This is a genomic window from Paenibacillus sp. FSL W8-0426, assembly GCF_037969725.1.
GTDB lineage: Bacteria > Bacillota > Bacilli > Paenibacillales > Paenibacillaceae > Paenibacillus > Paenibacillus hubeiensis.
Window position 1 is genome coordinate 429,137 of the sequence record NZ_CP150203.1, and the last position, 24,639, is coordinate 453,775.

Annotated in this window: 19 protein-coding genes; 10 read left to right on the forward strand and 9 right to left on the reverse strand. The window is 52.0% G+C overall.

The window, feature by feature from the left end; all coding sequences use genetic code 11:
* Positions 1–10 precede the first annotated feature (10 nt).
* Together MKY59_RS02065 and MKY59_RS02070 are read right to left on the reverse strand one after the other, a co-directional pair.
* The gene (locus tag MKY59_RS02065; RefSeq protein ID WP_339278304.1) at positions 11–763 is read right to left on the reverse strand and encodes an ABC transporter permease; all 753 of its coding nucleotides are present in this window, start codon (positions 761–763) and stop codon (positions 11–13) included.
* The gene (locus MKY59_RS02070; RefSeq protein ID WP_236417711.1) at positions 760–1,677 is read right to left on the reverse strand and encodes an ABC transporter ATP-binding protein; all 918 of its coding nucleotides are present in this window, start codon (positions 1,675–1,677) and stop codon (positions 760–762) included. The genes MKY59_RS02065 and MKY59_RS02070 overlap by 4 nt, the downstream gene beginning before the upstream one ends.
* Positions 1,678–1,946: 269 nt before the next feature.
* Between MKY59_RS02070 and MKY59_RS02075 the strand changes: the two genes are divergently transcribed.
* The 5 genes from MKY59_RS02075 to MKY59_RS02095 all read left to right on the forward strand — a co-directional run bounded on the left by MKY59_RS02075 (position 1,947) and on the right by MKY59_RS02095 (position 10,346).
* Positions 1,947–2,663, forward strand: coding sequence for a response regulator transcription factor (locus MKY59_RS02075; protein WP_339275729.1), 717 nt, complete (start codon positions 1,947–1,949; stop codon positions 2,661–2,663).
* Positions 2,663–4,048, forward strand: coding sequence for a HAMP domain-containing sensor histidine kinase (locus MKY59_RS02080; protein ID WP_339275731.1), 1,386 nt, complete (start codon positions 2,663–2,665; stop codon positions 4,046–4,048). Before MKY59_RS02075 ends, MKY59_RS02080 begins: the two co-directional genes overlap by 1 nt.
* Positions 4,049–4,398: 350 nt before the next feature.
* The gene (locus tag MKY59_RS02085; protein ID WP_236417704.1) at positions 4,399–4,581 is read left to right on the forward strand and encodes a type A2 lanthipeptide; all 183 of its coding nucleotides are present in this window, start codon (positions 4,399–4,401) and stop codon (positions 4,579–4,581) included.
* A gap of 214 nt (positions 4,582–4,795) precedes the next feature.
* Positions 4,796–8,131 (forward strand): type 2 lanthipeptide synthetase LanM family protein, encoded by a 3,336-nt coding sequence (locus MKY59_RS02090; RefSeq protein WP_339275732.1) that lies wholly within the window; start codon positions 4,796–4,798, stop codon positions 8,129–8,131.
* The gene (locus tag MKY59_RS02095; protein WP_339275734.1) at positions 8,124–10,346 is read left to right on the forward strand and encodes a peptidase domain-containing ABC transporter; all 2,223 of its coding nucleotides are present in this window, start codon (positions 8,124–8,126) and stop codon (positions 10,344–10,346) included. Before MKY59_RS02090 ends, MKY59_RS02095 begins: the two co-directional genes overlap by 8 nt.
* 196 nt (positions 10,347–10,542) lie before the next feature.
* Here the strand turns inward: MKY59_RS02095 and MKY59_RS02100 are convergent, their stop codons facing one another.
* From MKY59_RS02100 to MKY59_RS02115, 4 genes are all read right to left on the reverse strand, one after another.
* A complete protein-coding gene (locus MKY59_RS02100) occupies positions 10,543–11,298 on the reverse strand; it encodes a YcnI family protein (protein ID WP_339275736.1) in 756 nt (251 codons plus the stop codon).
* Between the two features lie 78 nt (positions 11,299–11,376).
* Positions 11,377–13,101 (reverse strand): copper resistance protein CopC, encoded by a 1,725-nt coding sequence (locus tag MKY59_RS02105; RefSeq protein ID WP_339275738.1) that lies wholly within the window; start codon positions 13,099–13,101, stop codon positions 11,377–11,379.
* Between the two features lie 171 nt (positions 13,102–13,272).
* Positions 13,273–13,929, reverse strand: a complete 657-nt coding sequence (locus tag MKY59_RS02110) for a response regulator transcription factor (protein ID WP_236417698.1) — start codon at positions 13,927–13,929, stop codon at positions 13,273–13,275.
* Between the two features lies 1 nt (position 13,930).
* Positions 13,931–14,761, reverse strand: coding sequence for a histidine kinase (locus MKY59_RS02115; protein WP_339275741.1), 831 nt, complete (start codon positions 14,759–14,761; stop codon positions 13,931–13,933).
* A 305-nt stretch (positions 14,762–15,066) separates the two neighbouring features.
* On the opposite strand from MKY59_RS02115, the gene MKY59_RS02120 reads away from it, so the two are divergent.
* Positions 15,067–15,234 carry a hypothetical protein gene (locus tag MKY59_RS02120; protein ID WP_236417693.1) on the forward strand — a complete coding sequence of 56 codons (168 nt, stop codon included), beginning with the start codon at positions 15,067–15,069 and terminating at the stop codon, positions 15,232–15,234.
* A gap of 173 nt (positions 15,235–15,407) precedes the next feature.
* Here MKY59_RS02120 and MKY59_RS02125 read toward each other — a convergent pair whose 3' ends face one another.
* From MKY59_RS02125 to MKY59_RS02135, 3 genes are all read right to left on the reverse strand, one after another.
* A complete protein-coding gene (locus MKY59_RS02125) occupies positions 15,408–17,225 on the reverse strand; it encodes a diguanylate cyclase (RefSeq protein ID WP_339275743.1) in 1,818 nt (605 codons plus the stop codon).
* Positions 17,226–17,529: 304 nt separating this feature from the next.
* Positions 17,530–18,120, reverse strand: coding sequence for a DUF5317 domain-containing protein (locus tag MKY59_RS02130; protein ID WP_339275745.1), 591 nt, complete (start codon positions 18,118–18,120; stop codon positions 17,530–17,532).
* Positions 18,121–18,322: 202 nt separating this feature from the next.
* A complete protein-coding gene (locus MKY59_RS02135; RefSeq protein ID WP_339278305.1) occupies positions 18,323–19,723 on the reverse strand; it encodes a hypothetical protein in 1,401 nt (466 codons plus the stop codon).
* Between the two features lie 293 nt (positions 19,724–20,016).
* Between MKY59_RS02135 and MKY59_RS02140 the strand changes: the two genes are divergently transcribed.
* From MKY59_RS02140 to MKY59_RS02155, 4 genes are all read left to right on the forward strand, one after another.
* The gene (locus MKY59_RS02140) at positions 20,017–21,048 is read left to right on the forward strand and encodes a BMP family protein (RefSeq protein WP_236417683.1); all 1,032 of its coding nucleotides are present in this window, start codon (positions 20,017–20,019) and stop codon (positions 21,046–21,048) included.
* A 113-nt stretch (positions 21,049–21,161) separates the two neighbouring features.
* Positions 21,162–22,661, forward strand: a complete 1,500-nt coding sequence (locus MKY59_RS02145) for an ABC transporter ATP-binding protein (RefSeq protein ID WP_339278306.1) — start codon at positions 21,162–21,164, stop codon at positions 22,659–22,661.
* The gene (locus tag MKY59_RS02150; protein ID WP_236417680.1) at positions 22,658–23,725 is read left to right on the forward strand and encodes an ABC transporter permease; all 1,068 of its coding nucleotides are present in this window, start codon (positions 22,658–22,660) and stop codon (positions 23,723–23,725) included. The genes MKY59_RS02145 and MKY59_RS02150 overlap by 4 nt, the downstream gene beginning before the upstream one ends.
* Positions 23,709–24,632, forward strand: a complete 924-nt coding sequence (locus tag MKY59_RS02155; RefSeq protein ID WP_339275746.1) for an ABC transporter permease — start codon at positions 23,709–23,711, stop codon at positions 24,630–24,632. The genes MKY59_RS02150 and MKY59_RS02155 overlap by 17 nt, the downstream gene beginning before the upstream one ends.
* The last annotated feature ends 7 nt before the right edge of the window (positions 24,633–24,639 follow it).

Here is a 24,639-nt window from a genome sequence, read left to right on the forward strand (position 1 = left end):
GGTTTCCTCCTTACACGTCTTGTCGTGAGACATGGATATTGCCCGCGATGTAAAACAAGATTGCCATGAGCAGGGCGGCGGCAAGCAGTCCGCTAGGCAGGCTGCCAGAAACGTAAGACCCCGAGGAAGCGCCGTAAATATACGTCACCGGAGTGAGATCCATGTAGTAGGACCAGATAAAAAGGTGCCGAACGCCTGCGGGAAACAAGCCTGATGTCGTTCCGACGAATCCTCCGAGCATGCCAAGGCACAGCGCAAAGGCCTGGTTATGGACGGTGAGCGATAACCATTGTTGAAGAGCGGTAATCGCAAGCGTCGTAAGCAGTGTCCCGATCACGAACTGCCCGAGCAGGGAGAACGGGAGAGGGCCCGGTATGTTTTTGGAAAGACCAAAAGCGACGATGAACACGGCCTGAGCCAGAATGCCGTACAGAATCAGGCTGTTGGAACAGACGTACTTGGCGGTGTATACCTCATTGCGCCCGATATTGGTAGTCATCAGCATTTTCCAGGTGCTGCCCTTGTGCTCCATGTCGCAGATGCGGGAGACGACAATCGCCGAGATGATGGGAAGGAACAATCCGTTCATGGAAGCGATGCTGAAAATGAGGGCCTCCCAGTTTGCGTTAGACGCGCTGCGGGAGATGGAAATACTGATAGACATCGCTGCCCAGATCATCTCGGCGGCGAGAAACAGGGTCAGCATGACCCAAATCTTTTTGCGTCGAATTTTGAAATACTCCAGCGCGAGTGCCTTCATTATAAACTCCGCTCCTTCCCGGTAAGATCAAGGAAGATGTCCTCCAGGCTTTTTTTGTGCTCTTCGATGCGCGTTACGGCGATTTCCTGTTCCACCAGAATTCTGTTCAAGCGGGACACTTCCTCATCGCGGAGATAGTCGAAGACCAGCTGTTTTTCTTTTGTTTTGGGCATATAACCCTGCGTAAGCAAAATTTTCTCCGCCCGGGCAGGATCTGCCGTTTGGAAATGGATCGTTGCCCTGTTGCTGGCCTGCAGTTCCTGCATCGTTCCTTGGTACATCAATCTCCCGTCACTGATGATGCCGACGGATGTGGCAATCTGCTCGATTTCGGATAACAGGTGGCTGGAGAGCAGCACGGTGATGCCATATTGCCCCGGCAGGGACTTGATCAGCTCGCGGATCTCGCCGATACCGGAAGGGTCAAGGCCGTTCGTGGGTTCATCCAGAATCAGCAGTTTGGGAAAGGCAAGCAAAGCCATGGCGATCCCGAGACGCTGCTTCATGCCGAGCGAATATTGATCCGCCTGCTTGTGCTTCTGATTTTCGAGGCGGACGATTTGCAGCACCTTGTCGATATTTTTCGCAGGAGCATTCCGCAACCGCTGCATCACTCTCATGTTTTCCAATCCGGTCAGATGGCCGTAGTAGGAGGGGGATTCGATCAGCGAACCCGTCTGGTTCAGGATCGTGGGACGATGCTTGCTCAGGTCTTTGCCAAAAACCCGTATGGTGCCTTCCGTAGGTTTGATCAAGCCTAGCAGCATTTTTAGTGTCGTTGTTTTGCCGGCCCCGTTGGGACCCAAAAATCCATAGATTTGTCCGGTTTCCACGCAAAGGTTGACTTGATGCACGCGCTCTACGCCGCCGTAGGTTTTGGTCAACTGCCGTGTTTCTACGATGGGTTGTATGCTCATCGTCGTCTCAACTCCATTTCAACTCGATTTATCCCGTTGTCCCCAATATAGCGTCATCGCCTTGCTCCCCGCTGAAGGTAACCTTACATTTACCTTAAATGAAATTGGAAAATATCGGGTGAATGCCTTTATCATGTATAATAAGAAAAAAGTCTGTAGATGTAAATTCATGGAATGTTGGAAAAAGCCGAAGAAAGTTCTTAGTGCAGTGCCGGGGAACCGTACCGCCGCACCGGAAGCGTACCTAGTTTAAAAAAAGGTGATGTGAATTGGATACAATGAAGAACAAAAAAATATTGATCGTGGACGATGAACCCGAAATACGGGAGATGATTGAACGGTTTTTGCGAAAAGAAGGTTTTTTTCGGGTATACACGGCAGACAACTTTGCCAATGCACTCTCGGTATGCAGGATGGAAAAGCCGGATGCCGCGATTCTGGACGTGATGCTTCCGGACGGAGACGGTTTTTCCCTGCTCTCGTCCATTCGCTCATTCTCGGATATGCCTGTATTGTTCTTGTCGGCCCGAGGCGAAGATGAGGATCGATTGCTGGGCCTTGGCTTGGGCGCGGACGATTACATGGTAAAGCCCTTCTTGCCGAGAGAGTTGATTTTGCGGCTAATGGCTATTTTGAAACGGGTATACGCGGCACCGGTCGTGGAAAGATTGCCTGTGTTTCGCCTCGGTTCGCAAGTCATCGATTTGGAAAGCGCAACGGTGCAAAGGGGGGATAGCGAGCATCCCCTGACGGCCAAGGAGCATGCCATTCTGGTCAAGCTGTACGAGAATCAGGGCCGAATCGTAACGAGCGATGCACTATGCCAGGCAGTCTGGGGGGATGAAAGCTTCGGATATGAAAACACGCTGATGGTTCATGTGCGCCGCATCCGGGAGAAGATTGAGGAGGACCCGTCCAAGCCGATGTATTTGCTGACCGTGCGGGGGCTGGGGTATAAGCTGCTCGCTGTTCAGGAGGCGCGTTAATGGATGGGGCCGTCCGCATTCTCAGGCGATTCGTCGGTTCCACCATTCTCGTATCCGTTGTGCTTCTCATATTCAACTTAATCCTGCTCGGTTCATTGATCTTTAAAGAGCTTCATGAGGGTCCTTCGCCTGAAGCGGTTGTGAAGCAGCTCTCAAGCGGTCTTGCGGAGGATGGACAGGGAGGTTATGAGCTAAATGCGGAATCCTCCGGCCTGCTTGGTGCGCATCAGGCTTGGGCGATGCTGCTGGACGAGCAGGGGAAGGTGCAGTGGAGCGAGCATTTGCCGACTGAAATTCCACGATCGTACAGCGTAACCGATGTCGCAAAGTTTTCCAGATATTATCTCATGGAGTACCCGGTGTATGTGTGGGAACACGCGAACGGTCTGTTAGTGGTAGGATACCCCAAGAACTCCCACGGGAAATATCAGCTTGATTTTCTCGCAGATTGGTTGAGATCCCTTCCGCTGCGCATCCTGCTGCTATTGGTATGCAACGTAGTTCTGGCGTTGGTGGTGTCCATACTGATCGGAACACGCCTGATTCGCAGCATCCGTCCACTCATGGAAAGCATCCATGCGCTTGCAAAAGGAAAGCCCGTGCATGTGGAGAACGGCGGTATTTTCAGCGACCTTTCCCAGAGCATCAACTCCGCGTCCCGCATGCTGCAGGAAAAAAACGAGGCATTAAAGGCAAGGGACGAGGCCCGCTCGAACTGGATCGCAGGCATATCGCATGACATACGGACGCCGCTCTCCATGATTTTGGGTTACGCAAGCGAGCTGGAGGAGAGGGAGGAGCTGCCTGAGGAGGCCAGCCATCAAGCTGGGATCATCCGTCGGCAAGGAGAACGCCTGCGTTCGCTCGTCAGCGATCTCAACCTGGTATCCATGCTCGAATACGAGATGCAGCCGCTGCAGATGAAGCCGATCCGGCTCTCTGTGCTCGCGAGACAGGTCGTATCCGACTTTTTGAACAACGGGTTGGATGATCGGTACGACATCGTGCTTCAAGTACAGGACGAAAGTTTGCAGGTGATGGGCGATGAGCGTCTTCTATATCGGGCCGTCACGAATTTAATACAGAACAGTATCCGGCACAACTCCGAAGGATGCACGATCCGGCTGCAAACATTGCGTTCTTCAACCGATGGCTTTTGTCATTTTGTGGTGTCCGATGACGGCCAAGGCATTGCCAAGGAGGAACTGTCCGATGTCGTCATGCTGCCCTACGCCGCAGGGCGAAAACGTCCTTCCCGGCAAGGACACGGCTTGGGCTTACCTATGGTTTCGCGAATTGCCCAAGCTCACAAGGGCAAGCTGATCTTGAAAAGCGACGTTGGAGCAGGTTTGTGGGCTGTTATAGAGCTTCCCCTATCCCGATAGGTATCTTTCGGGGACGGGACTCTTTGATGTTTATGCCTATAACAACGATAGAAAGATACATAAGGACGTTTTATATGATTCATTGGATCGTTCAATGCTTTGAGGAGTGCATTCTTTGAACTGGCAAAAGAACTTGGAGTGACGAGGCATTGTAGGCAGGCTGCATTTTTTGTAAAAATGTTGGAAAGAAATTTAAGGAAACTATTTACAAATACTAGAATAGTATGGTAGATTATGAGTATAGAAGATTTACAAAATATTTAAATAATGTAATAAAATGTTTATTTAATGTGGTGTTTAGCTTAATTTAAGCTATTCATAAAAAAATTATTCGAATGGAGGTTTTCTCAATGAAAGAATTCAATTTTGAAGCATTGGGAGCAATCGAAGACATCAGTGATGACGAGCTCATGGTCATTACGGGCGCGGTAGCGGCCATCGAGGCTGCGAAAAGCGGCGGCGTGTTCTGCACGGTGAGTCATGAGTGTCATTATAATTCGGTTTCGCCTTCTTCCTGGTTGACTTGTTGCTAAGTTCTTTTGATCATCTTCAAGCACATGGCTGTTATCAGTTGTGTGCTTGAATTTTTTAAAATTATGGAACGTACAGGTTTCAGCGGAGCTGAACCATTCTATATCGCAAAATTAACTTCGTCTAAGAACGGACCATCTTCCTTAAAGTTACGTAGATGGACGTTTTTTCTTATAGGGCTTTATATCATCTCGCACAGGACAGGAGTTGGGAAAAATGAGCATGCAAGAACTACTGGGGGATGTTCGATGGAACAATGCCCTATACCTGAACGAAAAATATGAACGCTTCAAGCAGGCCGTGTCGTCTGGACCCGCCTCATGGTCGTCTCTGCATAACCGTACCGCAGGACCGGAGGAATCAGGAGGTCGGATGGCCGATTGGATCGAGAAGTATTTCGGTGACCGGCAGCTTTTGGAGGAACGTTTTGAGGCTGAGCATATGACGTTTGAAGAGGTTCGTTCATTGTCTGAACATGAGGATTGGTCCGATGCTTACACGCACATGGAATGGTATTGGGAGCTGAAGCGCACCTTTTTGGAGAACGAAGATTATGAAATCGAATATTATATCGGGGGCGAGACGGAAGAAATTCCGTTTTTTGAATTTTCCAGGCCATTTCTGCAACGAGTCATTCATATTTTGCAGGAGGGCATGCACGAAGGCTATGAGTGGCTGGACCGCAGGCGCATCACGGGGCTGGTGCTCAAAACCGTATCGGATAAAGTGTTTCACCTGTCCGCCAAAATGCTGATTTATGAGTTGAACAGGTCGAGACTACAGGGAGAATTGAAGGGAGATCATCCTGCCGAGAGGTATAAATATTTCGTCAGGGAGAACTTGCAGCATCGGCATCAGATTCTTAACCTGCTCATCGATTACCCCGTACTGGCCAGAGCCATTGTCGAGCAGACCCGGCGGATTGCGCTAAATCTGCTGACCGTTCTGGATAGGCTTACGCTGGATCGTCGTGACCTGGAAGAGGTGTTTGCTTTTAATTTGGACCGGCTGGAGGATGTCGCTTATCTGGGAGATTCCCACAATGGCGGGGCAAGCGTGATGCGGTTGCAGTTTGCCAGCGGTGCCAGCCTGATGTACAAGCCGAGAGATATGGGGATTGACACGGCTTTTGCCAAGCTGCTGCAATGGTTCAATGATCGGCAGATCGCGCTGCCTTTTCGAATGATCAAGTCGCTGGATCGGTCGGATTATGGATGGCAGGAGTTCATTCCTTATAAGGAGGCTGCAAGCCTTGAAGAAGTGGAACGATTTTTCGAGCGGCAGGGGCAATATCTCGCCGTCTTGTATGCGTTGAACGCGACCGATATGCACATGGAAAATATCGTTGTTCATGGCGAGCATCCATTCTTTATCGATTTGGAGTCCCTTCTGCACAATCAACCCTTCCAGTATAACGATGACCAGATAGGGGGAACGGCGCTCGAGAAAACGATGGCCATCCTGAATGATTCGCTGCTGAAAACAAGCATGCTTCCTACGCTCGATGCCAATGCCTTGTACCACAGCGACTTGAGCGGGCTGGCGGGCGATGTGGACCAAGTACTCAATACGTATGAAATTTTGGACAAAAATACAGATACGATGCGAATCAAACGAACGAAGGTTAGCGTAACCCGATTCAATCATTTGCCTTCCTACCGCAATAAGCCGATCAATCCCGAGCGGTACATCCAGAACCTGAAGACAGGCTTCTACCGCACGTATTCCCTTATCATGGAAAGCAAAGAGTCCTTTGTCGATGCGCTGTCTTCGTATTTTCACGGTTGCACGGTGCGAACCATCGTCCGTCCTACCGTTTCCTATTTCAGCCTGATCGAAGCAAGTTCGCATCCCAAATATTTAAAAAATGCGCTGGATCGGAACCTTCTTTTCGACATGATGTGGATGATCGTTCGCCAGGATCGGAACCGGAAAAGATTGTTCGCATACGAGTATTATGATCTGCTGCACGGGGATGTACCGATGTTCAAGACGAGGATCGGAGACAAGCTTTTGTTTCACCATTCGGATCATGAGCCGATCGATGGCGTGTATGCATCGGACATTTTGACGCTGACGGCGGACAAGGTTATGCGAATGTGCCCGGAAGATCTGGAGATGCAGTGGGAGTTCGCAGAACGAACCATTCAAACGAAATATGTGCTTGAACGTTCCTTCGCCATGGAAAAAAGCAAGGATCGCGTCAGGGCGGAACAAATAGAAGGAAAGCGCACCACGTTGTCCGCCGAGGATTACCTGCTTGAAGCATCGAGGATCGGGGATTACATAAAAGAAATTGCCATTGCGGGAGACGACGGTCAGTCCGTATCGTGGATAAGCATGGGAATGGATGCCGACGAGAAGCTGATCTACAAATCCTCCGAGCTTGGTCTGTATAACGGGGTAACGGGAATTGCCTTTTTCTATCTCTATCTGAGCAAGGAGACCGGAAAGAGCGAGTATTTGGAAATGGTGGATCGGTGCACGGAGACGGCCTGGGAGATGATCCGCAAAAAAATGGACAGGAACGTTTCCTTGTTCACGGGATACGGTTCGCTGCTTTACCTGCTGATGCATCGATCCAGCGTCTGTTCCGAACCGGCAATCCATGCGGATACGCTTGAATTGCTGGACATTCTGGAAGAGATGATCGATGACGATCAGCAGCTTGACGTGATATCCGGTTGTGCGGGTACGCTGATCGCCTGCGTAGACATGTACGTCTCCCAATCCTTCGGAAGGGCTTTGGAGGTGGCCAGACGCTGCGGCGATCGTTTGTTGGAAATGGCGCGTCCCATGGAAAGCGGAATCGCCTGGGTCACTTCGGCCATCAATAAAACGCCGCTCAGCGGAATTGCCCATGGAAATGCGGGAATCTGCCTTGCGCTTGCCCGGTTGTACCGCGTGACCGGCCAGACGAAATATTTGGATGCTTGCCTGAAGGGACTGGAATATGAAGAAAGCCTATACAACCCGGAATTGAACAACTGGAAAGACCTTCGATTCACCGATGGAAGCGAGCCGGAGAATCATTATGTCATGTACTGGTGCAACGGTGCGCCGGGCGTTGGTATAGCTCGAGTGGGCATTGCGGAGCAGCTTGGATCATCTGCCGCAGCCCAGAGCGTGGAGACGGACATTCATCGCGCCGTAGCGAAAACGATCGACGACGGATTCACGGAAGTAAGCTATTCGCTATGTCATGGCGATATGGGGAATCTGGAGCTGCTGCTGCTGGCTTCCAGTCATTTCGGCGATCGTGAGCTGGAACAGTATGCTTACGATATGGCAGGCCACATCGTAAGGCAGGTACGCAAAGACGGGCATCATTGGAGATGCGGCGTTCCCGGCCGCCAGCAGATCCCCGGATTGATGCTTGGCTTGGCGGGAATCGGATACCAGCTGCTAAGGCTTCATAATCCCGACTTGCCTTCCGTACTCATGATGGAAGGACCACGGAGCGACAACCGAACGGATCCGGAAGGGACGCTTCATTTGGAGGGCATTCCGAGCAGAGTTGAAACCTATGCGGGGGAGCAGCCTTATGCCTAAGGGAAAGGTGCTCGGGCTATGGCGGGGAAAGCGACGCCGCGTTCCTATTAAATTGCAGATGAACCAGTATGATTGCGGGCCGAGCTGCCTGCACATGCTGCTTTCCTATTACGGTTATGAGGCAGACTTTGCCGAGCTGAAGGAGCGTTTCGCTATGCTCGGCAATGGCCGTGACGGAAGCTCCATGCTCAAAATGAAGGAAGTGGCCGAGAGCTATCAGTTGAACGGAATTGCCAAACGGGCATCCATGGAGCAGATGAGCAACGAATTTTTGCCGGTCATTTGCTTCTGGGAAAACAGGCATTTCGTCGTCCTGGAGCAGATTAGGGCAGGCGGGCAATATGTGGTGGCTGACCCGGCGCTGGGCAGGGTCACGCTTGACCGGAAAGAATTCGAAGAAAAATATTCCGGCATTTTTCTGCTCGTGCACCCCAATGAACATTTCGTGCCTTTAACGGGTAAAAAAATCAGCAAGGTTGGCTATTTCGGAGAACTCATCCGCAGCAACAAAAAATATTTTGCCTGGACGGTAGCGTTGGCACTGGGACTTCAACTCGTATCGGTTGCTTTCCCCTTCCTGATGCAGATATCCATCGATACGGCGATGGGAGAGAGCGGGCAGTCCATTTTTTCGGTGCTGATCGTCAGCATCGCGGCATTGACCCTGTTTCAGATCGGTTTCAGCTATATCAAGGATATGTGTATCGTCAAGCTGCAGGAACTGCTCGATGCACAATTGACGACTCGTTTCGTGTCCCATATGTTGAAACTGCCATACCAGTATTTCGAGATTCGGTCCCGCGGCGATCTGATGATGCGGCTGAACAGCAATACGACCATTCGGGAAATCGTATCCCAAAAAATGATCTCCACCCTGATCAACTTATTTCTGATCGTAGTGACCTTCACGTATATCGTTATCCAGTCCCGGGTGATCGCTTTTACGTTATTGGGCATCGGCGTGCTGCAGGTGGCGATTTTCGGATGGACGCGCAGCAGATTCAAGAAGCTGACCCAGACTCAAATCGTCGCGCAAAGCCTTGCGGGGTCGTTCATGACGGAAGTGCTTGAGGGAATATCGACGATCAAATCACTGGGCATTGAAGAGCGAACAGAGGATACGTGGCGGGAACTGTTCAAACGTCAATTGGCCACGATCAAGGAGAAGTCGATCTTTCAAACCCGGGTCAATACGGTAACGAATACGCTTAATTTCGTGGCGCCCATGCTGATTTTGTTGGTGGGCTTGTACCAAATCATGCAGGGGAACATGACATTGGGCATGCTTGTATCATTTCAGTCACTGGCTGCCCTGTTTCTTGGCCCGTTGAATGCGTTGGCGTTGATGCTGAATGAGTTTGTCATGGCGGACACGCTGCTTGATCGGATCTATGACGTCATCCAGGCGGAAGAGGGCGAGAGATTTAAGGAAAAAGAAACGGATAACAACCTGACGGATTTTAAGTTGTCAGGCGAAGTTGCGATCGAACAGGTCAGCTTCAAATATACCGATTATGGATCGGAAGCCTTGAAGAGCATCAGCATGCAGATCAAGGCCGGCGAACGGGTTGCTTTGGTCGGCAAATCCGGTTCGGGCAAAAGCACGTTGGCAAAATTGCTGGTAGGGTTGTATGCGCCTACCCAAGGCAAGATTTTCTTTGACGGCGTAGATATGGAGGATTTAAGGCAGCAGGAGATTCGTAACCAGATCAGTATTGTGCTTCAGGATAACTTCGTGTTCAACCGAACGGTATGTGACAATATCAGGCTTCATGCGGAGCAAGCAACTATGGAAGAGGTCGTTTTCGCCGCCAAGCTGGCGGACATTCACGAAGATATTCAGAAAATGCCGATGAATTACAACACTTTGATATCGGAAGCGGGGTCCAATCTGTCTGGTGGGCAAAAACAGCGGGTTGCCTTGGCGAGGGCGCTGGTCAGCAGGCCCAAAATATTGCTTCTGGACGAGGCGACCAGCGCACTCGATACGATTACGGAGGCAACCATTTCACGCAATTTGAGCATGCTCAAATGCACCCAAATCATCATAGCCCACCGCCTTAGCACGATTCGGAATGCGGATAAGATATATGTGCTTGATCAGGGCGAGCTGATCGACGCCGGTACGCATGATGAATTGCTGAGCCGCTGTGAAACGTATGCCGAGTTGGTTGGCGAGCAGCTGATGGAATCGGCTATCCGGCAGTATGGATGAGATCGTGCTGGCCTTCATTCCCCGCACGATAGACAAATGCCGAATCCGCAAGGCGCTATGGACGAGCAGAAGCAAAGCAGAAAGAAGCCACGGCTCACGGGTATTCCGTGCGGTCCGATGGCTTCTTTTTATTTCAGAGCTTATCTTTCCTGATGAAGATGTGGAGCGTTTAACGTCTCATTGAAGAAGTGCATGATCATCTTTTTTTGCGACGTGTGGCCAGTGCGATACCGAGGAAGGACAGGATCAATGCCAAAATAGAAACGATCAGCGTAGCCTGCTGCAATCTCAGCGTACCGGGATCGGAGTCGGTGTTGTTCGGCTCTCCGGTTACCGTATCACTTAATGCATCGCCAAGCGTGGTATTGTCGTTGGACTTGCTGCCATCGCTTGCCTTGTTCGTGCTGCCGGCTGTTCCGTCGCTGTCATGGCCATGACTGTCCGCCGCGGAATCTGCGGCGTCGGGATTGGCCGTAATGGTCGTGATGCTGTGCGGGTAATCCGCATTCGATTCGCCTGTCCATTCCACGATGCTGCCATCGCTGTAATATTGGAACGCATCCCAGGCAACTTCCGCTTCGCGATCCGTGTTCTGGGCAACAAAGTTAAATTGTTGGAATTGTCCGGCCAGAATCCCTTCGTTATCGCCGTCCACTTCCCAAGTGACCATAGTGACTTCGTTGGAATCGTTCTTTTCGGTGGTTACTTTCCAACCGGCCAGCGGCTGGTATTGTTTGAACGAAACGCCCTCAGGTATTTTCAAGGCGATTTTGGTCGTGGCGATGTCCTTCTCGGACGGAATCTTGATCGTATACGTTTGCCATGCTCCTGTCTGTGCGACAGAGGGATTGACGGTAACGTGAGCGCTGGCGAACCCGGCAAAGAGCATGAGGGCGGCGGCTCCGGCAGTTAAAGTGGAAGCAAGTTTGGACATCCATGACGTTTTTTTCAACTTGAGTAACCCCTTTCGTAATGCGTAACTTTGTTTTTTAATGGTAAAGCCAAGGTTTGGAAAAGGATCATCGCCTATTCAGGGATTGTTTGTCTCGAATTCGAATTCGGCATCCAGTGAATCCAGGGACCTTGTCAGTGCGTGTACTTTGACGTGCCAATGGCCGGGCATGGAGAGATAATCCTCGGCTTTATAGATGCCGGCGTCGTTTTTGGGAATGGTAATCTCATAGATGCCCATATCCATATCCAAATGAGTCAGGGAAAGCGTAACCTGTTCCAGATCGTTGACGGTTGTTCCGTCTGCCCGTTTGATATCCACAGTAAAGGTATTTTCACCCGTAACGTTGGGACTGATCTGGAGCGTGATCGCCGATCCGTCCTGGATCGCTTGCGTTTCCTGAAACGGCCCCGATGCGGCCGGTTGTCCTGGCGACAGATGTGTCAGGACGGCGGCAAGAGCGAGCACGACAGCGCCTGCGACCAGTTCAGCCTTGAGGCTTCCCGAAAGCCGGTCCCCCGTTCCGGTGCGAGCAAGCGCAGCGTGGCGCCATGCGAGTGCCAGCATGGCCATGAGCAGCAGCACTTTGGCCAACAAGACATAGCCATAAGCGGTCGTGAACAGCGATGTCAGGATCGGCTCGGGCAAAATGACCAGGCTGCTATAGATCCCCGTAGCAACCAGAGCGGCCACGGCACCGATTCCCCAGGCCGAGAAGCGGCGAATGGACGCCCAGTAAGCTTCTCCTCTCAAGGACGCGGGGAGTCTGTCCGTTAGCGGCGGCAAACATACAGCCATAGCCGCCAGGGCGCCGATCCAAAATGAGGCTCCGACCAGGTGGATGTAGTCCATGGCAATCGCCAGTACCTTCTCCTCCGCAGCCGCCGGGTGCCCGGTCATGGCATGGGTGAACAGCCAGCCCAGGACAAGGACTAGCGAGCCATAGGAATTCCAGTGCCGCGCCTTCACTGAACGATCGCGATCATATCCGGACAGGATGGTCACAGCGAGCAGCATCAGGAGCAGCATTTGGACGAGCCAGAGCTGTCCGAAGGAGGTCAGTTTTAGCGCGCTGCCGATGAGCGACCAGCTGAATTCGCCGATGGCCACGCCCGATTCATAGATCGTGTTTAGCGGCAGGCTGATGATCGCCGCAGCGGACGCGGCGGCATAGCTTATCCATAACAACCTGTGGCTGCGCGGCACGTCCAACGCTTCGCCGGCGATGGACTTCGGTACGATCCGAAAGAGCAGGAAGGCCAGCGTGCCAAGGATCGTGGACAGTCCCAAGTATTGAATCCAGTCGGTCAACGATACCAGCCATTTGAGCGGGCCGCCGCCTTGCTCCGCTCCGGAACCTGAGGTCAGGTTCTCAAGTCCCGGTGGCGCTCCTGACGGTGCACCGATATGAAATACATAAACGCCTTGAATGGGGTGCCCGTCGGCAGATACGGCTTTCCAGCTTACCGCATACGTTCCGTTCCCAAGTCCGCTACGAAGCCCGGTTTCCAGCACATGCGGTTTGGCTTCATCGATGCGCACGCTGCCATCGTCCGCCCGGTTGCCGTCCGGTCCGGTAATCACGACGTCATAGAAGGCCGTCTGCAGCGATTCGTTGAATTCCAGCGTGAGTAGAGCCGGTGCGGAGGCAACCGTCTCGTTCTCGCCCGGGCTGGCCTTAACGATATAGGCGTGAGCGGATGCCCATTGCGGCATGGCAAGGCAGCAAAAGAGCAACAAGGAGATGGCAAAGGACCAGTGTCTCTTGGTCCATGCCGGTTTAAATCCGTGAAAAAGAATCAAAAAATCACCTTCAGGTAAGTTGGAATGGTTTTCCTGTGATACGGATCACAATCTATTCCATTATAACTTTGTCCAATTTATAGTTATATGACTACATCGGGCTATAAAAAAACGGATTGCTTTCCTGAAATGTGACAAATGCATGGATGTCTCTACGGTAAGAGCTTGCGTTTACTTACGCAGGTTGCGCCCGGCCAACCCGCTCTCCAGGGCATAGCGGGTTAATTGGACCCTGTTGTCCAACTGAAGCTTTTGCAAAATGTTTTTAAGGTGGTTTTTCACCGTTTGGTCGGAAATGCCGAGCTGTTCTGCGATTTCCCGGTTCGTATAACCGGCAGATACCCACTGCAATATCTCCAGCTCGCGCGAGGTCAACGGGTTATCGGGCACGTCCTGACTGCGCGGCGCAGGAAATTCCTGCAAAATGCGATAGGCCAGCTCCTTGGTCAGCGGCGCATCGTCGGAAACGATGGCACGCAGGTACTCGAGCCATGTGGAGGGCGACAGGTTTTTGAGCAAGTATCCCTGAGCTCCTTGTTTCAACGCTTCGAACAGGTAGGTCACGTCATCCGAGACGGTAACCATCACGATCATGACGTAAGGAAAACGCAGCTTGATCAGCCGGGTGGCTTCCAATCCGTCCATATCGGGCATCTGCACATCCATCAAAATCAGATCCGGCATCCATTGCTCCGTCAATGCGAGCGCATCATGGCCGCTCGCGGCCGTAGCGATCACTTCGAACAAGCGGTCCTCGGACAAAATGCTGCAGATCGCTTCGCGCGCATGTGCATGATCATCCACAACCAATACGCGTACATGCTCCATATCAGTCATTCCCCTTTCCGATCGTTATGCGGGTAAGCCCCGGTTTGGATTCCAGCGAAAAGAACCAGCCCATCTGCGCGGCACGTTCTTTCGTGATTCTCAGTCCGTATCGTTCCTTAAGGGCAAACGGGTCACCGTTGATTCCCACGCCATTATCCTCGATTCGAATGGTCCAGAACGTGGAATCGCCTTTTGCAACAATCCGGACATCCGTGGCCTCTGCATGCTTGCGTACGTTCATCAATGCCTCGCGGATGCAAGCCAAAAGTTCGACCTGCTCTTTGGGCGTCAAAAAGGTGGCATCGAGCTGCCAATGAACGCGAGCTGAGGGAACGGTATCGTTGACAATCGATTTGACCTGGCCGAGAAGAGGTGCCTTTCCCGGCATGGCCGAATGTCCCGGCACGTATCGGAGCTGGGAGATAGCTTGCCTTACATAATCATTCGCTTCTTGAACCGTTTTGCGAATTTCACGGATATCTCGCTCGTGTTCGCTTCCGGCCAGGCTGCGCTCGGCTTTATCCGTTTTGACGGAGAGCAGGAAGAGCGACTGGGCAATGCCGTCATGCAATTCCCTGGCCAGCTGATCCCTGGCTTCCAGCGCAGCTTTGGTGGATCGCTCCTGCTCCAGAGCAGCCCTGGCACTCTCCAGCATATTGAACAGGCGGCTGAGCAGCGTTACGCTGACCAGATACACGATGACCGGCGTAAGCCAGTTTCCGGCGTCCATGGAGAGATAGGGCATCAGAAACTGGTGGCGAATATACTCCCATAGTCCGACCGTGACGGTTGGAATAAGCAATATCATCCATTTGATCTGTTTGTAGGACACCAAGCATAACCCCTTAGATAGAATTCAAAGTCAACAAACATGACAAGATTGATGGCATGGCCTCATTATAACGCAACCGTTCTCGAAGACCATAGCCCGGTGGGGGGATATGGCGATTGGGCTGTATGCAGGAGCATCCGGGAGGATCTTTGCGAACAGACATGGTGGGTATCCCTGATGGACTGTTAAGCCCGATGTGGAGGGCTAAGCATGGATGACCCCGTTTTCCCGAACCGCCAAGGTTCTTTATACTTATATAGAGCGTTAAATGATGACAAACCATGTTAAGGAGTGAATGCATCAACATGAATCAAGAGGTATTGGAACGTCGCAGCGAGTTGCTCAAAAAAAACATCCATCAAATGATTCTGCAGGATAATCAATATGGAATCAGCCGCCAGGACAGCATGTTTTTGCAGCAAATGATCAAGGAATTGGTTCAGACTTCGCATGAACTGAACGCTCAGCGATAATAGCGTTCGTAGAACAGGGAATGGGTTCGAATACGAATTATGGCCGCCTGCATGAACAGTGTTTTCTTGGAATTTAATATTTCGAAAAAAAATGGCGCTATCCCCGGATTGTATGGGGATAGCGCTTTGACGTTCTGCTGAACTACAGTCCGGTTATATACGGGTCAGGAGCGTTAGGAGAGTTTGGTTTGGATGTACCCGATAAACAGTTCGACCAGTTCGGGATCGAATTGCGTGCCTGAGCACCTGCGAAGCTCATCGATGGCTTCCTGCATATTTTTCGTTTTTTGGTAAGGCCGCTCCGTCGTCATCGCATCGAATGAATCAATGACCGTCAGCATGCGGCATAACCGCGGAATTTCGGCCCCCTTGAGGCCGTAAGGATAACCTTTCCCGTCGTACCGCTCATGATGCAGCTCAATGTAAGGAATCAGGTCCGCAAACCGCTCGTTGGTCATGACCATTTTTTTGCCCCAGGTGACATGGCCTTTGATCGTTTCCCATTCATCGGCGGTGAGCTTATCTTTTTTGTTGAGCAAAGACCAGGGGATTTCCAGTTTCCCGATGTCGTGAATCAATGCACCCAGCACGAAGCGCCGTTTGTCGGCATTGTCCAGCTGCATGCGTTCACTGATATCGATTGCGTATTTGTATACCCGTTTCGAATGTTTAAATGTATCCATATCCTTGTACCGGAACAAGTTGAGCTGTTGTTCGATATCCCGCACGTCCTGTACCAGGTCGATTTCCTGCTCCATGCCGTCGTTGCTGCCATGGCGATGCACATTGTTTTTGCCTTGTTTCTTGGCGTAATACAGTGCCTTGTCCGCCTGGTCTACGAGTTGGGACTTGTTGTACATATCTGTTTCATATTGCGCAACGCCAGCGGAAAAGGAAAGGCAGCCATGCGGGAAAACCTCCACGCCTTCAAAAGGAGTATCGTTCAGTTGTTTGCGCAGTGCATTCATGAACGTAAACGCTTCGTCCACCTCCAGGCCCGGCATGAGCAAGGTGAATTCTTCCCCGCCGTAACGGAAAGCGGTAAACGGTGTGCCTTTCGTTTTTTGGATCAGAAATTTGCCAAAAAAAGACAACAGGCTGTCTCCTTGCAGATGCCCGAAGCGGTCGTTGTATTTCTTGAAATCGTCGATGTCGATTAATCCCAGAGAAAGCGACGTTCCTTGAATGCGGGTCTTGGCCAGCTCGCTTTCGAGCATGTTTTCGAAATAGCTGTGGTTGAACAGTCCTGTGCGCTGGTCCTTGTTGGCCTTTTCCTCAATGTCCTGATACATGAGAAACAGTTGTTTGAACGCATGCGACAGCAAAATGGTAAGACTGAGGTACAGCAGCAATCCAAGTACGCCGTTATGGCTAACCAGTATCGTTAAAACCAGCGCGAGAATGAGTGTACACAGGTAGACGAGCAGCGACTCCGTGACGAAGGCGCGTTTCATCTGCTGAAGGGCATCCTTGGTTGTGAAATGAAAGAAGAGTCCAAGCGTGAACGTATTAATAATGAAGTACGCCGCCAGCGCAGCAATATAAGGGAACAGGTTGTATCCGTCCAGCAGGCCGGGTTTGCCGCCAGTCCAAGCAAATACGGCTGCGGCCCCGGCAATCATGAGGACATAAATGCTGAAATTGATGATATGCTTCCACCAGGCAAGCTTGCGATCCTTGATCAGAAGAATGAGAGAGACGGGAAGCAGCACCGACAGGCTGAAGGCGCCGCCGAACATGAAGATGCATGCAAGATATACGGAAGAATCCATCGATTGCTGATTGCCTTTGGGCGGAATCTGGAACGTGAAGTAGTCGAGGATCAGCGCGGCCCCGAGCATGGTATATACCATAACCCAATCATCCATGGAGAGATGAAAATAAGACCACCTGTTCATATACAGAAAACCACCGATACCCGCGCAGCATAGCAAAATGGTATACACGCTGCTGCGATCTGCTTTATGGATAAGGTTACGAATGAAGTTCATGCCAATTCTCCCGCTTGATTTAGTCTGCTCGTGATGTTGTATCCGCTTATACTATATCGATGTATACCATAACAAGTTGCTGGGCAAAAATCCAGAACGAAAAAACAGGCTGCTTGGGCAGCCTGTTTTCGTTAGTTGGCAAGTTTGGAGTTATTAGCCGCCAAGCTTGTATCCGGAAGTTAAAGCCACAACAACGGAAGCTACGATGATTGCATTGATGACAAGGCGAGAATATTTGATGTTTTCAAATTTTTTCATGGATTGAACCTCCCTTCCTTGGAATCGGATGGCAGAACCATTCCGTTTATGCCTGACGTGTTTCGGGAGCCTTGGCTTTCTTCCGGTTCTTGTCCACCATCATGTGCTGAATAAACAGGAAGATGCCCAAGTTCATGACCACATCGCCGATGCTGATGACCTGGGTGCGCGGATAGGGACTGGACAAGGGGATAATGTCACCAAGGAAAGATAGCCGGGTAGAGGCATCCATCGCAAAATGTTTGGAGACCGCACCCCCTTGCTGCAATAAATCCACATAGTACGGACCCAGTACCTCAGAAGCCTCCACTGAAACGGGCATCCGACCGCCATTCGCCGCCATGACGGCAAAATTGAGAAATACCCCGATCCAGATCAATGTAAACCCCGGATACTTCCTATTCATCCAGAGGAAAACGAGACCGGTGACATACACGGCTCCAAACAAGTAACCATTAATAGAAGCAACCCAAGTCCACTTCTCCTGTACGTAAAAAATCAGAAACTGGCCAAGCAGCAATAACGGGAAAATCCAGCCGCCTTTCAACTTTAACGTTGAAAATTGGGCAAGACCATGGCGAAATCCGCCCCGAAACAGCCCGACGATCACACCGATCAAAATCCCATCGTATACCATGGAAAACTCCTGTTCTTGCAGATATGTGTAAGTAAATGCGTGTTTATGTATCTATGTTATTCGACCTCGTATTGGTAATTCCTTCATGATTTTGGACGATTCGATAAAAAAATTGTTAACCTCTGGAGAAAGGTCAAAAAACCGCATTCGTGAGCCTTCGCGACTAGTCGCTGCAGGTTCATGAATGCGGTATGGTTCGAAATTATTCCGATTCGCCGTTCAGGTAATTGAAAAACGGCTGATCCACCCAGAAGTCGTATCCGGAAATATCGGCATCCGGGGCAAGCTTGCGGAACCCATCGCGAATCGTTTGCGCCTGCTCTTTTAGGGAGAAGGATTGCGCGTAATAATGGCCAAGCGCGATTTTGGTATTGGAAATAACCGGGTAACCGTCAATGGCGGTTGGCGAGTAATACAGCGGCTGCCACCAGGAAGCATGAATCAGCGGGGACGTGCCGTCACTGTTCTTTTTGGCATATTTTGCAACGATGTCGTTAAATCGGGCTTTGTCTGCCGCATTGTTGAACTCGAATTGAATGTCGTATTCTTTGGCATAAGCGATATAATTGCCGTTTTCGATTTGCGTTACTTTATAATCCGGGGTTTCTTTCGGCTCGCCCCATTCCTTCAAATAAATGAATGCCGATGTTTTCGGCTGGAACTGTATGTCTGCATCGATGCCTTCGCTGCGCAGCAGGCCGATCAGCTGTGCGGCATGTTTGATGTCGTCATGACCATACGTCAATGTCAGCTCATCGATGAAATTCGAATTAAAACGTTCGTCCTTCAGGTTGTAACCTGTGACGAGATTGTCGCGCAATGCCTGATCGACGATCTTCCTCAGCTCAGGCGCATCGATCAGATCAGCCGTGCGGTATGCGGCATACAGTTTGGAGTAAATATCCGGGTCGCCGGCTCTTCCGATTTCATTTTTGTATTGTCCCAGACTGGTCAGCACCTGTCCAAGCAATACATTGGCGAAATCCTTGCTTGCTGCCCCGCCTTTGCGCAACGCAGGGTACAGGCTTGCTGGCAACAGCCCCGTATCGATGGCAGCGGCCAGCTCCTGAGCGGCTTGTCCTTGGACGCGATTTTTGGAAATGCCCGCTTTGGCCAGCGCATTCTTCACCTTTGCTTCAGGGTACGTATAAGCGAGCTCCTTGAAGCCGGCTGCTTTGACGGCAAGGTATACTGCGGCATAAGTGCCGAGCGTATCGTCTGCCCGAACTTCGGTAGAAGTGAGAATGCCTGCGTTAAACAGCGAAGCTGCGGCATCATAGACGTCGTCGCCGGCCTTCAGGTCGGTAAACGAAACCGCCTGATCTGCGGCAGCATCAGCCTCAGCGGTTTGGGTGATGGCGGCAACGGCTTGAATAAAGTCGCCCTTCGTGATCTGTGCCGGCAGCCGCACGCCATACTTGGCTTGCAGGAATTGGGCGTAATCAGCGGCGCTTTCGGCATGCGTTGCCGATGTTGATGATGCTGGGGCCGAAGCTTGCGCCGGCGTGGACGCCGTTGCAGCGGATGCCGGAGTGAGGGGCAGGCCAATGCTGCCGATCGTAATCGGGGCCGCAAGCAGTGCGGCGAGTGTGGCGCGAGTCATTTTTTTCAAAGGAAATGCCTCCTTAAAGGAAATATGTATTGAAAGTTTGGATGAAAAGCATTAAAATTCTGACAAATCCTATCCGAATTTAAAGATTGGAATGAATTTAGCACGGTGAAGCGGAGGATGTCAACGAAAAAAACAAAGATATCATTGTCGTTCAAAGTTGCCGCAATGAAGGATGTCACATTAAGCCATTTAAAAGAGTGTATACGGTTAAAGTTTTATTGACAAGGATCGACATTATCCGATAGGATGATAACAAAAGAATGTGGAAAAGGGGAATTTTAAAAATGAAAAGAGGTTTATCGTTCGTCTTATCCATCGTTATGGTCGCTATTTTGCTGGCTGCTTGCGGAAATTCGGCCTCTAAAGACGAACAATCCGCGCAAGGTGGCGATTCCGGAAAATCGCTCCGCATGGCGCTGGTGCTTCCCGAAAAAATCGGGGTTAACCCGTTCTTCGTACAAATGGATGAAGGTTTCAAAAAAGCGGGCGAAGAGTTCAAGGTAGATACGAAAACGATCGAATCGACAGACCCGGCTGCGTTTGAACAAAATTTGCGTGCCGCTGTTGCCGAGAATTACGACTTGATCATTACCGCTACGTTCCAAGCGGAAGATGCCCTGAAAAAAGTGGCTGCCGAAAATCCGGACAAGCAATTCGCGATCGTGGACACAACGGTAGACCTGCCTAACGTGCGCAGCGTCGGTTTCCGCGAGTACGAAGGGGCTTACCTGCTCGGCGCTGCAGCCGGATTGTCCACCAAAACGGATAAAGTCGGCATGATCGCAGCGGTAGACGTGCCTCTGATCAAGAAATATACAGAAGGTTTCAAAGCAGGTCTGGAATCCGTTAACCCGGATGCCGAGTTCCTGGTAAACTATGTCGGCGGCTTCAATGACCCGGCCAAAGCTAAAGAATTGGCCTTGGTTCAATTCGGCAAAGGTGCCGACTTCATCGCCGGCGCATCGGCTGTAGGCGATCTGGGCGTGTTCGAAGCAGCGAAGGAAAAAGGATTCTACACTTCCGGACAGGATACGGACCGTACTGTTGAAGATCCGGAACACATCGTTTTGTCCCAGTTGAAATCCACGGATACCGTTGCTTATCAAACCGTCAAGGATTTTGTGGAGGGCAGCTTCAAGGCTGGCGCGGTAAACTACGGCCTGAAGGAAGATGGCGTTGGCCTGACTTTCGTTACGCGTGACAGCGAATCCCCGCTGAGCGATTTCGTGGGACAAGAAGTGATCGACAAAGTAAAAGCGATCAAGGATGATATCGTATCCGGCAAAATCGTCGTCAAAGATCCACTGCAACAGTAAGATTGAAGTGTCGATTATGGAGTGATTGACATGTTGATCAGCCGGCTGCCCAATCAGGCAGCCGGTTTTGCTGCTATTATCATGTCCGAGACCGAGGGGAGCGAATGAGGGAAATGCTGTTGGAGATGGAACAGATTACGAAGAAATACGGCGAATTCACGGCCAACCGGGACATCCGTTTTACACTGCGCGAAGGGGAGATCCATGCCCTTGTAGGCGAGAACGGTGCCGGAAAAACAACGTTGATGCGTATGCTCTACGGTATGGAGCAGCCTACATCTGGAACGATCCGCGTCCGTGGGAAAGAGGTGAGCTTTGCCACCCCTTCGCAGGCTATGGCCTGCGGCATCGGCATGGTACACCAGCATTTCATGCTGTTTCCATCCTTTACGGTTGCCGAGAATATCGTCATCGGGCGCGAGCCTTCATCGGCCGGGGTGTTTGACCGCAAGCAGGCGGCTGCGCAGGTGAACGAGCTCGGCAAGAAGTACGGGATGCCGGTCGATCCGTGGAAAAAGGTAGCCGAATGTCCCCTTGGCATGCAGCAGCGCGTGGAGATTCTGAAGGTGCTGCATCAAGGTGCGGACATCATCATTCTGGACGAGCCTTCTGCCGTATTGACGCCGCTTGAAGTGAAGGAATTGCTGGCAAACATGAAATCGCTCGCCAGATTGGGCAAAACGTTTGTCCTGATCACCCACAAGCTGCAGGAAGTGATGGATGTGGCGGACCGGATCACGGTGCTCCGCGACGGTCAGGTCACGGGCACATTGGATGCGAAGGATACCGACGTGGAGGAGCTTTCCCGTCTCATGGTAGGGCGCGAGCTTGTACGCATGGACAAACAGCCGTCCGTTCCGGCCGAAGCCGTGCTTCGGGTGGAAGGCGTCAATTTGTCCGGTGCCAAGGACCGCTCGCCACTGAAAAACATTCAGCTTGAGGTTCGCAAGGGCGAAGTCGTCGGTGTGGCGGGCATTTCCGGCAACGGACAGTCCGAGCTGATTCAGGTGATTGCAGGGCTGCGCAAGGCGGACAGCGGGCGCGTGCTGCTGTCCGGACAGGATACGACGAACTGGCCGGTACGGCGCATCCGCGAGCAGGGTCTGGCGCATATTCCGGAAGACCGCTACATGTGGGGAGCGGCGAAGGATGCCAGCGTACGCGAGAATGGATTGATGGGCCATCATTACCGCCTGCAATCCCGCGGCCTGATCAAAGCCAAGGCAGCCCGGGCGATGGTGGAAGGTTGGATTAAGCAGTTCGGCATCAAAACGGGATCGGCTGACACCAAGGCACAGTTTTTGTCCGGCGGTAATTTGCAAAAGCTGATTGCGGCGCGCGAATTCGCTCAGGACACGCCGTTTCTGATCGCCGCCGAGCCTACCCGCGGCGTCGACATCGGCGCGATGGAAACCATCCATGCCGAGTTATTGCGCAAACGCAATGAGGGAGCCGGCATTTTGCTTGTCTCTTCGGAATTGACTGAAATATTGCAGCTGTCCGACCGCATCGTCATCATGTACGAAGGCGAGATCGCCGGCGAACTGAACGCGGCGGATGCGACGGAAGAACAGATCAGCTTGTTAATGGCAGGGGGGAAAGAGCGGGTATGAATCGATTAAAAGACTCACTTCGCGGGCTTGTGCAGCCCCTGCTTGCCGTATTGATCGGCTTGCTGGCCGGCGCAATCGCGATTCTCGTCGTTGGCGGGAACGTCATCGAAACCTATGGGGAAATGTGGAAGGGGGCCTTCGGGAACTTCTATTTCTTCACCAACACGCTGGCCCGATCCACGCCGATCATTCTGGCGGGGTTGGGCGTCGCGCTGGCTTTCCGTGCTGGATTTTTCAACATGGGTGCCGAGGGGCAGATGATTCTGGGCGGACTCAGCGCAGCGCTTACGGCGCTCTACCTTCCTGGACCAGGCTGGTTCGTATGTATTGCCGCGATCGTCGCAGGCATTCTGGCAGGCGGGATATGGTCCCTGCTGGCAGGCTGGCTGGATGCGCGGTTCGGCATGAATCTGCTCATTACCACACTGCTGCTCAACTATATTGCGATCTGGTTCGGGGGATATATGGTATCGTACCCGTTCAAGGACCGCACCGGCTCCGCCGCCATGGCGCAGACGCCGATGATCGACCAGAGCGTCTGGCTGCCGAAGCTGTTTCAGGGCATGAGTTTGCATGCCGGCTTCATTATTGCCATCGTGGCGGCGGTTCTGATCTATTTCTTTACGTATAAAACGGTGACCGGATACGAGATCCGCATGCTCGGCAGCAACCCGTCCTTTGCGACATATGGCGGGGTTCGCCGCATTCGCATCATGATGCTGTCCATGATTATCAGCGGCGGACTCGCCGGACTGGCGGGTGCAGGAGAGGTTCTTGGCACGCAGTACCGCTTCCTGGACGGCTCTCTGTCTTCGGCCAGTTATGCCTGGAGCGGCATCATGGCGACCTTGCTGGCCCGCTCGCATCCGCTTGGAACAGCCGTAGCGGCCATCTTGCTCGCTGCTCTGCAGACGGGAGCGATGGGCATGGAGCGCAACACGGATGTGCCGCTGGAAGTCGGCAGCGTAATTCAAGCCGTGCTGACCCTGTTCGTGTCAGCGCAGATCGGTTATTCATTCCTGAAGCGGAGAAAGGAGAAGAAATCCAATGCAGCAACTGTTTGATGCAGCCTTGTTTGGCTCGACCCTGCGGATCCTGACTCCCATTCTGCTTGCGGCGCTTGGCGGGGCCTTGTGTTCCCGTGTCGGACTGTTCAACGTCGGACTGGAAGGACTCGTGCTGATCGGCGCTTTCTCTGCGATCGTGGGAAACTACCTGTTCGGCAACGTATTGCTGGCCGTGATGTTCTCCATCGTGATCGTCATGTTGTTTTCGGCCTTATTCGCATTCATCAGCATTAATCTCAAGGCGAATGCCATCGTTGTCGGCATTTCGCTCAACTTTTTGGCGACAGGGCTGACGACCTTTGCGCTCCGCGCGATTTTCGACGTAAAAGGCGCTTATTACGATAAGGACATGCAGGGACTTCCGAAATGGGACATTCCGCTGATCAAGGACATCCCCTGGGTCGGGGACGTGTTCTCTGGCCACAGTCCGCTCGTGTATTTGGGGATCGTGCTTGTCATTGCGCTCCAGTTCTATCTGTTCAAAAGCGTCTCCGGATTCCGCTTGCGCTCGGTCGGCGAAAATCCGATTGCTGCGCAAAGCATCGGCATCAAGGTGCGCGGCATTCAATACGGCGCCGTCCTGATGTGCGGCGTGCTGTGCGCGTTGGCGGGAGCGCAATTGTCGCTGGGCCAGGTGACGATGTTCACCGAAGGCATGACGGCTGGACGCGGATTCATCGCGCTCGTGGCGACGATGCTCGGGCAGGCGAACCCGCTTGGCGTATTGGGCTCCAGCGTGCTGTTCGGCTTCATGGAAGCTTTGAGCATTCGTTTGCAGGGCTTCTCCCTGCCAACGCATTTCACGATGATGCTTCCGTATATCGTGACGCTGGTGGCCATGTTCTTTTTCAAAGATCGGACTTATGCGCAGGACGCGCAAAAAGCGGGCGGAAGCTCGCGTTAATCTGAAT

Coding starts and splice junctions, on each gene's coding strand:
- MKY59_RS02070 (WP_236417711.1), bottom strand. CDS start 1,677: ATGAGCATACAACCCATCGTAGAAACACGGCAGTTGACCAAAACCTAC.
- MKY59_RS02080 (WP_339275731.1), top strand. CDS start 2,663: ATGGATGGGGCCGTCCGCATTCTCAGGCGATTCGTCGGTTCCACCATT.
- MKY59_RS02085 (WP_236417704.1), top strand. CDS start 4,399: ATGAAAGAATTCAATTTTGAAGCATTGGGAGCAATCGAAGACATCAGT.
- MKY59_RS02090 (WP_339275732.1), top strand. CDS start 4,796: ATGAGCATGCAAGAACTACTGGGGGATGTTCGATGGAACAATGCCCTA.
- MKY59_RS02095 (WP_339275734.1), top strand. CDS start 8,124: ATGCCTAAGGGAAAGGTGCTCGGGCTATGGCGGGGAAAGCGACGCCGC.
- MKY59_RS02110 (WP_236417698.1), bottom strand. CDS start 13,929: ATGGAGCATGTACGCGTATTGGTTGTGGATGATCATGCACATGCGCGC.
- MKY59_RS02120 (WP_236417693.1), top strand. CDS start 15,067: ATGAATCAAGAGGTATTGGAACGTCGCAGCGAGTTGCTCAAAAAAAAC.
- MKY59_RS02125 (WP_339275743.1), bottom strand. CDS start 17,225: ATGAACTTCATTCGTAACCTTATCCATAAAGCAGATCGCAGCAGCGTG.
- MKY59_RS02130 (WP_339275745.1), bottom strand. CDS start 18,120: ATGGTATACGATGGGATTTTGATCGGTGTGATCGTCGGGCTGTTTCGG.
- MKY59_RS02135 (WP_339278305.1), bottom strand. CDS start 19,723: ATGACTCGCGCCACACTCGCCGCACTGCTTGCGGCCCCGATTACGATC.
- MKY59_RS02140 (WP_236417683.1), top strand. CDS start 20,017: ATGAAAAGAGGTTTATCGTTCGTCTTATCCATCGTTATGGTCGCTATT.
- MKY59_RS02145 (WP_339278306.1), top strand. CDS start 21,162: ATGCTGTTGGAGATGGAACAGATTACGAAGAAATACGGCGAATTCACG.
- MKY59_RS02150 (WP_236417680.1), top strand. CDS start 22,658: ATGAATCGATTAAAAGACTCACTTCGCGGGCTTGTGCAGCCCCTGCTT.
- MKY59_RS02155 (WP_339275746.1), top strand. CDS start 23,709: ATGCAGCAACTGTTTGATGCAGCCTTGTTTGGCTCGACCCTGCGGATC.